We start from the raw sequence: 9007 nt of genomic DNA, 5'->3' as shown, positions 1-9007 counted from the left end.
CCGATCCACATACCGTGTGATCGCCGCTGTTTCGTAGACAACAAAATCCCCATGCCGTAGCACCGGCACCCGCCCAAACGGGTGGGATCCGGCGTCTGTAGTCTCAAAGGGGTCTTCATGCTGCAACGCAAACGCCACACCTTTGGCCGCCAGCGTCATCATCGCCACTTGCGTGTAGATGCTTTCCCCAAAGCCAAAAACCGTGACTTGTGCCGCAGCCGGATCAGTCATCACGCCAACCTCTGCATCGCCCAGCGCGCCGCATCCGCCACCGTGGCATCTTCATCCTCACACAGCTCCTGCGCCACCTCTCGCAACGCCACATCTCCAGAGTTGCCAATGGCATAAAGCACATTGCGCACAAACCGATTGCGCCCAATCCGCTTAATCGGGGAACCGGAGAAAAACGTGCGAAACTCTGCATCCTGCAACACTGCCAGCTCGGCCAGGTTCGGGGCCAACAAATCGTCCCGCGCATGGTACTTCATCTCCCGCGCATCTTGAGCAAACTTGTTCCACGGACAGGCGGCCAGACAATCATCACAGCCATAAATCCGGTTGCCTAACAGATCCCGCAACTCCTCGTCCACCGGTCCATGATGCTCGATTGTCAGGTAAGAAATGCACCGCCGCGCATCAATCTTATGAGGTTCCGGAAAGGCATTGGTTGGACAGGCATCCAAACAGGCCCGACAAGACCCACAATGGTCAATTTCCGCAGTATCAGTGTCTAATTCCAGCGTGGTAAACACCGACCCAATAAAAAACCAGGAGCCCAAATCACGGCTCACCAGATTGGTGTGCTTGCCCTGCCAGCCCAGCCCCGCCGCCTGCCCCAAAGGCTTCTCCGGCACCGGCGCGGTGTCGACAAACACCTTAACTTCGGTCTCTGGACCTGCCTCCGCAATCAACCACCGCGCCAGGCGTTTGAGACGCTTTTTCACCGTGTCATGATAATCGCGGTTCTGCGCATAAACCGAAATCGCCGCCCGCTCCGGCTGTGCCAACACGGCCGTCGGATCATGCTCTGGCGTATAGCTTTCGCCCAGCACAATCACCGAGCGCGCCTCCGGCCACAGCACCGACGGATCAGAGCGCCAATGTTTGCGCGCCTCAAGCCACTTCATCTGCCCATGGTGATCTTTCTCAAGGAAGCCCGCCAAGCCCGCTGCCACATGGCCCACAGAATCCGGGCGGCACACTTTGGCCAGATCAAACCCCATGGCCACAGCCTCAGCTTTCATACGCGCGGTCAAATCATCTGCCATGTATCCCCCCGCCTGCTCTGTCCCTAAATATCTACCGTGTTGTTTCGGTCAACACTTGAGACCAACATTAGTGCGGGTAAACAGCGTGTAGACCCCAAATATTAAACCGCTTCGTGCCGATATGATCTCAGCAGAGCAGCCGCTTATCTCGGACGCGGTGGAGTCAAAGAGCGCTCCCGACAGGCTGGCGGCTTAACCGCTCGGGTTATCAAGAAACCAGGGGCCTCCGGGAGGGATCAATCACCCAGTTCCAACTGCGCCGCTGTGTGGCCTTGCTGGGCGGCACGTTTCAGGAAAAACATGTATTTCTCCTCATTCTGGGAAAACAATATTCCATCGCGGTAAAAATGCGCGAGTGTGTAGCTAGCGCTTGCTTGTCCTTTTTCGGAGGCATCGTTCAAGTAGATCACTCCCACATCGGGTTTGGCCTTGGTGGATCTGCCCTCAACAATAAGATTCCCATAGTACTCAAGCGCCTCAGGGTAACCTGCGATTGCACTGCTCCTTATCAGGTTCTCGGCATTTCTCTGTTGTTCTTCAGAGGACTCGGCTTCAGCGGCTTCAAATGAAAACCTGCCCAATTTGTACATTGACGGCAGGTTCCCAAGCACGGCGCCGCGCCGATATGTGCGCTCGGCTTCCACCATGTCCTGAGGGGTGTTGAGCCCGGTCTCGTGCAAGTGGCCGAGATCATAGAACGCCGCTGGATAATCGTGCTCCCAAGCAGATTGTTGAAAGTATACAATTGCGTTTTTATAGCCGATCTTGCTATTTGCGCGTCCCAGTTGATAGATCACCCGCCCATCTCTGCTGCCCAGATCGAATGCAGCTGCACAGGCCTCGACCGCCCTTTCTCCATCAAGGTCGTCCCACGAAACACCCAGCGCCGTTGCATTCTTGTCCCAAGGATGGGCGGTGAGCCTGTCGCATTCATCCACCGCACCGGAAAGAGTGTTTAGGCGAGCGCGGGCTTGCGCCTCATCTGATGCCGCCTGACCTATAGCGTGCGCCGCGTCATCCGCCTCGGCTTGTTTCTCCAACTCCACAAGGTCAATAGCCCGCGAAATTGCCGCCCGCGATCCTGTCAGAGCAAGCTCGAACTCGCCGCTTCCAGTTAGAAAAGTCACATAGTCTTGGGATTGGAGCAGTTCCAGAATTTCTGGACTGATTGGAATAAGGGCTGCTTCGGCACCGTTCTCATATGACGTTGGGAGGATGTCCTGAGGGTCCATTGAATATCTGATCAAAGGACCGTCGCTGCTGCTAAAAACGAGGCTTGTTGTCTCGCCCAATTCGAAGGTTTTTGCATCGAAGTAAAAAAGGAACCATCGGCGGGCCTCCGGGAAGTAAACAATTCCTCCCTTTTTATCGAACCCTGCCCCATGCAGGCCGCTCCCAGCTTCTACAGGCGGGACATACTCCCAGCTTTGCGCGATGGCGGAACTGCTGATGATAACGAAGAGCAAAAAAGCAACGACAGGAACGCGAATGTTATTCGACATGAAGCTTTCCCCTTTTCCATAGACTCTAGGGGAAACGCTCGAAATAACAAGAATTTGCTGGTAGATCATCCATCATCGCGGGGCGGCGGCGCCCTACTTACGACAGTGCTTAGAAATCCAGATCAGCGTAATGCGCAGGCGGCGGGAAGCCGGGCACCTGATCGGCCAGCACAGCGCGGAACGCCGGACGGGATTTGATGGTGGCGTACCAGTCCTTGACCACCGCAGAGCGGTTCCAATCCACGTCACTGATGTAATCCAGCGCGCTCAAATGCGCGGCGGCGGTGAAATCCGCCATGGTCATCACATCCCCGGCAAGCCAGCGCCGATGGTCCAGTAGCCAATGCATATAGTCGAGGTGGTATTTGATTGCCTTGGCCCCGGCCTTCACATTTTTACTGTCCGGATACCCCGTGCCCATCAGCTTGCGATTGACCCGCTCATACAGCAACTTTGAGGTCACCTCGTGATGGAACTTGTCGTCAAACCACGCCACCAAACGCCGCACTTCATAGCGCCCATCCGGATCGCGCGGCATCAAGGCTGGCTCGGGGTATTTCTCTTCGAGGTATTCACAGATGGCATTGCTGTCCGCCATCATCTTGCCGTCCATCTTCAGGACCGGCACCTTGGCGGCTGGATTGCGGCGCAGGAAATCGGGATCCTGCTCCCAATAGCGCTCCTCCACCAGCTCCACCTCAAGCCGCTTCTCGCCCATCATAAGGCGTACCTTGCGGCAAAACGGAGACAGGGGCACATGGAACAGACGGTTCATCAGCAGGATCGCAATGTTATTGGGCTTTTCTCTTCAATGCCTTGCCCACTCACATATTTCAATCCGCAAAACACGCCGCACGCGACTCTCCGCGTATGGTGGCGGCCCCATCCAAGATCGCAGACGCCCGCCGCCGCAACGCGGCCGACGGCTTGCTGGCGGAACGCTCTTTTGGATTTGGCAACACCGCAGCGAGGCGCGCTGCCTGCACCGCTGTCAAATTCTCCGGGCCCACACCAAAGTAATGCCGCGCCGCTGCTTCAATGCCAAACACGCCTTCGTCAAATTCGGCCACGTTCAAATAGACTTCCAGAATCCGCCGCTTGCTCCAGGTCATCTCCACCAGCGGTGTCATCAATGTTTCCAACGCCTTGCGTGGCCAACTGCGGCCTTGCCAGAAATAGACGTTTTTCACGGTCTGTTGGCTGATTGTGCTGGCACCACGCCCGGCCCCTTCAGCAATTGCATCGCGAATGGCCTCCACATCAAAGCCCCAATGCAGGCAGAAATTGGCATCCTCAGCTGCCACCACAGAGCGCCGCATCACCGGTGCCACCTGTTCAATTGGCACCCATTGGTGGTCCACCTGCCCAAGCCGGCGCTTTTCCCCAACCATGGTCCAGGTGAACGGCGGATTGATCACAATAAAAATCAGGATGGAAAAAATAAACAGGGACACCGCCCACATCAGCACCCGCCGCCACCAATAGCGCAGTCGCGCCCACTGACGCGTGACCACACCAGTTTTAGGCGCCGCCGCCTTCTTGGATGCGCGCGTCTTGGTCTTTGATTTGCTTGCTTTCTTGGCCATGTCCCTGCCGACTTATCTGGCAACGGGAGTAGAGCTTCACCCGGCGTTTCGCAAGCCTACGGCGAACACGCCCAGACCCGAACAGCACAACCGCTGCCGTTTTGGTAACAATAGCGCAGGGCATTGTTTTCCGCCCGCGACCGTGTGCCATCCCAGCCATAGCCCCAGTTGCCAGAATTGCCTTCCGCAATCGCCCCACAGGTGTTGTAGAACGTGTGCACATTGTCACAATCCCATCCACACTCCCCCTGCAACGCATTTACCGCCTCGGCTTCCGAATATTTCCCATACGAGAACCCCCAGGCCCCGCCCGGCCCAATGCCAACCGCGCCCCAACATTGGGCAAAGCCACATTCTCCGGCAACCGCCATGCCCGCCAAACCAGGCAAAACCACAACCGCCGCCAATATTCGTGTTTTCAAATGCCGCATAAAATCCTCCCACATCTGCCGTCCAAGTATGGGGCTAATTTGGGAAATTCCCAAATCTGCAAAGCAAAACCCCCGACTGACAAAACAGCCGGGGGTTAAGATTCAGTTGCAGGTTGTGCTTACTCTGCTGGAACCGCAGCGCTGTCCTTGGTCAGCGGATGCGGGATATGCACCAGCATCTCTTTGGGGCACACTTGCAAGAAGTTGGCTTTCTCGACATCCCAGTGCTGCAGGATATCGCGCGCCTTCACTGATCCGGTCTCAGCCACATGGCGTTCGATCATGCCTTTCAGCTGATCTTCCCAATGCGGCACAGTCACCGGACAGGTCACCAGCGTTTCCAGGTTCATCACCCCTTCGGCTTTGCCATCAGGATCATAAAGATAGGCCATGCCACCGGTCATGCCCGCACCAAAGTTGGCACCAATTTCGCCAAGGATCACCGCCAGACCGCCGGTCATGTACTCACAGCCACAAGCACCACAGCCTTCGATCACAACCTTTGCACCGGAGTTCCGGACCGCAAAACGCTCACCGGCGCGGCCGGCCGCAAACAGGTACCCATCAGTGGCCCCATAAAGCACAGTGTTGCCGATGATGGTGTTGTCGGCAGCTGCCAGCGGGCTGGCCATTGGCGGACGTACAACAACAGTGCCGCCAGACAGGCCTTTGCCGACATAGTCGTTGGCGTCACCACTGACTTCGATCTTCAAACCCGGCGCTGCAAAGGCCCCCAATGACTGACCCGCAGAGCCGGTCAGCTTGACGGTCAGGTGATCCTCCTGCAGCGCGTTGCGCATGCCAAAGTTGCGCACGATGTGGCTTGAGGTACGGGTGCCCACGGTCCGGTGCGTGTTCTGCACCGCATAGCTGAGCTGCATCTTTTCGCCATCTTCCAGGAAGCGCGCCGCGTCCCGCACAATTTCCGCATCCAGCGTGTCTGGCACGTAGTTGCGATCTTTGTCGCGGTTGTAGACGATGTCATGTGCACCATCGACGGTGATCAACAGCGGGTTCAGGTCCAGATCATCGAGGTGGGCAGAGCCACGAGATACCTGCGCCAACAGGTCCGCACGACCAATCACCTCTTCGAGCGACTTAGCACCGATGGAAGCGAGGATTTCCCGCACTTCTTGGGCATAGAAGGTGATCAGGTTCACCACTTTGTCCGCCGAGCCGGTGTATTTCGCACGCAGGTCTTCATCCTGTGTACAAACCCCAACCGGGCAGGTGTTAGACTGACACTGACGCACCATGATGCAGCCCATCGCAATCAGCGCGGCGGTCCCAATACCGTATTCCTCGGCACCCATCATCGCAGCCATCACGATGTCACGCCCTGTACGCAAACCACCATCGGTCCGCAGGGTCACCCGCTCTCGCAGGTTGTTCATCGCCAGAACTTGATGCGCCTCGGTCAGACCCATCTCCCATGGCAGACCACAGTATTTGATCGAGGTCGCAGGCGACGCACCGGTGCCCCCATTGTGGCCGGAGATCAGGATGATGTCGGCTTTCGCCTTTGCAACACCAGCCGCAATTGTGCCAACGCCCGAAGACGCCACCAGCTTCACCGTCACCTTACAGCGTGGGTTGATCTGCTTCAGGTCATAGATCAGCTGCGCAAGGTCTTCGATCGAGTAGATGTCGTGGTGTGGCGGTGGCGAAATCAGGGTCACACCTTTGGTGGAGTGCCGCAGACGCGCAATCAGGTCTGTGACCTTCATACCGGGCAGCTGGCCACCTTCACCGGGCTTTGCACCCTGTGCCACTTTGATTTCTAGCTCTTCACACTGGTTCAGGTATTCGGCGGTCACACCAAAACGACCCGACGCCACCTGCTTAATCTTCGCAGACGGGTTGTCGCCGTTTGGCTCTGGCACAAAGTGTGCCGGATCTTCGCCACCTTCACCGGAGTCAGACTTGGCCCCAATCCGGTTCATCGCCACGTTCAGGGTTTTGTGCGCCTCAGGAGACAACGCCCCCAAGGACATGCCCGGTGTCACAAACCGCTTGCGGATCGCAGTGATGCTTTCCACTTCCTCAATCGGAATGGCTTCACCCAACGGTTTGATGTTCAGCAGGTCGCGCAGATGGATCGGCGGGTTGGCCTGCATCTTGGCGGAATACTGCTTCCACATCTCATAAGACGCGCGGTTACAGGCCGCCTGCATCATATGCATGGTCTGCGCACCCCAAGCGTGGGTCTCACCAGACTTACGTGCTTTGTAGAAGCCACCAATCGGCAGCACATCAGTGCCGGACTTGAAGCCCCTGGCGTGCACTTCTTCAACTTTGTGCTGAATACCGCTGACACCGATGCCGGAAATCCGGCTGGTCATGCCCGGGAAGTATTCCGCACACATCGCGCGGGACAGGCCCACCGCTTCGAAGTTCAGACCACCGCGATAGGAGGAAATCACCGAAATCCCCATCTTCGCCATGATCTTCAGCAGACCTTGGTCAATTGCCTCACGATACCGCGCCATGTTCTCGGTCAGCGTGCCATCCGCCAAACCGCGTTCAATGCGATCCGCCAGCGTGTCTTCGGCCAGATAGGCGTTCACCACCGTGGCACCGGAACCAATCAACACCGCAAAGTAATGTGGGTCGATACATTCCGCCGAGCGCACGTTCAGCGACGAGAAGGTCCGCAGACCTTTGCGTGTCAGATGGCTGTGCACCGCGCTGGTGGCCAGGATCATCGGCATCGCAACCTTGTCTGCACCCTGCGCCTGATCGGTCAGCACAATGTGGCCTGCACCAGAGCGCACCGCATCTTCGGCTTCCGCACGAATGCGCTCCAAGCCAGCCTGCAACGCACCGCCCGCATCATAGGTACAGTCGATGCTCACAACCGTGTCATCAAACGCCTCGAGCATGCGCTCAAACTGGCCATTGGCCACAAACGGGCTCTCCAGAACCGCAATCTCGGTCTGGCTGCCATCTTCGCTCAACACGTTCTTCAAATTGCCAAACCGCGTCTTCAGCGACATCACGCGGTATTCACGCAAACTGTCGATCGGCGGGTTGGTCACCTGAGAGAAATTCTGACGGAAGAAGTGGCTCAATGGGCGGTACATTTTCGACAACACCGCGCTTGGCGTGTCATCGCCCATCGAGGCCAGCGCCTCTTTGCCATCCTCAGCCATCGGCGCGAGGATTTGCTCTACCTCTTCCATTGTGTAACCCGCCGCGATCTGACGCTGACGCAGCTCTTCGCCGGTATAGGTCGCGGTTTCTTCCACGCTGGCCAGCTCATCGCCAAGGTCACGGATCTTGCCAACCCATTCCCCAAACGGACGCGCCGCCGCCAGTTTATCTTTGATCTCGGTGTCGTGGTAAAGCTTGCCGGATTTCATATCCACGGCCAGCATTTGCCCCGGACCAAGCGCGCCTTTTTCCACCACTGAGGCTTCGTCAATTGGCACCATGCCGGCTTCAGAGCCGGCAATCAGCAAGCCATCTCCGGTCACCACATAGCGCATCGGACGCAGACCGTTGCGGTCCAGACCAGCACACACCCAACGACCATCGGTCATCGCCAGCGCGGCTGGGCCATCCCACGGCTCCATCACGGAGTTGCAGTAGGAATACATATCACGCCAGGACTGCGGTAGCTCCACCGCCTGCTTGGACCAGCTTTCCGGCACCATCATGGTTTTGGCCATTGGTGCTGAGCGGCCCGCGCGCACCAGAACCTCAAACACACCGTCCAGCGCTGCGGAGTCAGAGGCTCCGCCCGGAATGATTGGTTTGATGTCTTCGGCAAAATCCCCAAACGACGTAGACGCCATGCGGATCTCATGGCTCTTCATCCAGTTCAGGTTGCCTTTGAGCGTGTTGATCTCACCATTGTGCGCCAACATGCGGAACGGCTGTGCCAGCCACCACTGCGGGAAAGTGTTGGTGGAATAGCGCTGGTGATAGATCGCAAACGCGCTTTCAAACCGCTCATCCAACAGGTCCGGATAGAACACCGCCACCTGCTCCGCGAGCATCATGCCTTTGTAGATAATCGACCGGCACGACAGCGACGCCAAATAGAGCTCACTGATGTTCGCAGCCAGCGCCGCCTTTTCAATCCGACGACGGATCACATACAGCTCACGCTCAAATGTGTCCTCATCCACACCTTTGGAGTTGGAGATCAGAATCTGCTCGATCTCCGGACGGGTTGCGTTGGCTTTCTCACCCAGACAGGTCACATCCACCGGCAC

General features: G+C 57.3%; 7 protein-coding genes. All 7 read right to left on the bottom strand.

Annotation, left to right across the window (positions count from 1 at the left end):
- Nucleotides 1-231: glutathione S-transferase N-terminal domain-containing protein (locus tag QZ517_RS18800; protein ID WP_294230164.1), on the bottom strand; the 231-nt coding region annotated here is incomplete at its 3' end.
- Nucleotides 231-1268: a tRNA epoxyqueuosine(34) reductase QueG gene (gene queG / locus QZ517_RS18795; RefSeq protein WP_294230161.1), complete on the bottom strand. Its 1038-nt coding sequence runs from the start codon at nucleotides 1266-1268 to the stop codon at nucleotides 231-233. The genes queG and QZ517_RS18800, both read right to left, overlap by 1 nt.
- A gap of 236 nt (nucleotides 1269-1504) precedes the next feature.
- Nucleotides 1505-2770, bottom strand: a complete 1266-nt coding sequence (locus QZ517_RS18790; protein WP_294230158.1) for a tetratricopeptide repeat protein — start codon at nucleotides 2768-2770, stop codon at nucleotides 1505-1507.
- A 109-nt stretch (nucleotides 2771-2879) separates the two neighbouring features.
- Nucleotides 2880-3545, bottom strand: coding sequence for a glutathione S-transferase family protein (locus tag QZ517_RS18785; protein WP_294230155.1), 666 nt, complete (start codon nucleotides 3543-3545; stop codon nucleotides 2880-2882).
- Between the two features lie 58 nt (nucleotides 3546-3603).
- Nucleotides 3604-4356, bottom strand: a complete 753-nt coding sequence (gene mtgA / locus QZ517_RS18780) for a monofunctional biosynthetic peptidoglycan transglycosylase (RefSeq protein ID WP_294230152.1) — start codon at nucleotides 4354-4356, stop codon at nucleotides 3604-3606.
- Nucleotides 4357-4412: 56 nt separating this feature from the next.
- A complete protein-coding gene (locus QZ517_RS18775; protein WP_294230149.1) occupies nucleotides 4413-4787 on the bottom strand; it encodes a DUF4189 domain-containing protein in 375 nt (124 codons plus the stop codon).
- A 119-nt stretch (nucleotides 4788-4906) separates the two neighbouring features.
- A partial coding sequence (gene gltB / locus QZ517_RS18770) for a glutamate synthase large subunit (protein ID WP_294230147.1) occupies nucleotides 4907-9007 on the bottom strand: 4101 nt, incomplete at its 5' end.

Origin of the sequence: uncultured Shimia sp. (assembly GCF_913054185.1) — a bacterium.
In the GTDB taxonomy this organism is placed as follows: domain Bacteria; phylum Pseudomonadota; class Alphaproteobacteria; order Rhodobacterales; family Rhodobacteraceae; genus Shimia.
Note: the sequence above shows the minus strand (reverse complement) of the source record. Positions and strands in the feature narration are given on the sequence as shown.

Excerpts from the sequence above, each read along its gene's own strand:
- queG (WP_294230161.1), bottom strand. The coding sequence starts at position 1,268 with ATGGCAGATGATTTGACCGCGCGTATGAAAGCTGAGGCTGTGGCCATG.
- QZ517_RS18790 (WP_294230158.1), bottom strand. The coding sequence starts at position 2,770 with ATGTCGAATAACATTCGCGTTCCTGTCGTTGCTTTTTTGCTCTTCGTT.
- QZ517_RS18785 (WP_294230155.1), bottom strand. The coding sequence starts at position 3,545 with ATGAACCGTCTGTTCCATGTGCCCCTGTCTCCGTTTTGCCGCAAGGTA.
- mtgA (WP_294230152.1), bottom strand. The coding sequence starts at position 4,356 with ATGGCCAAGAAAGCAAGCAAATCAAAGACCAAGACGCGCGCATCCAAG.
- QZ517_RS18775 (WP_294230149.1), bottom strand. The coding sequence starts at position 4,787 with ATGCGGCATTTGAAAACACGAATATTGGCGGCGGTTGTGGTTTTGCCT.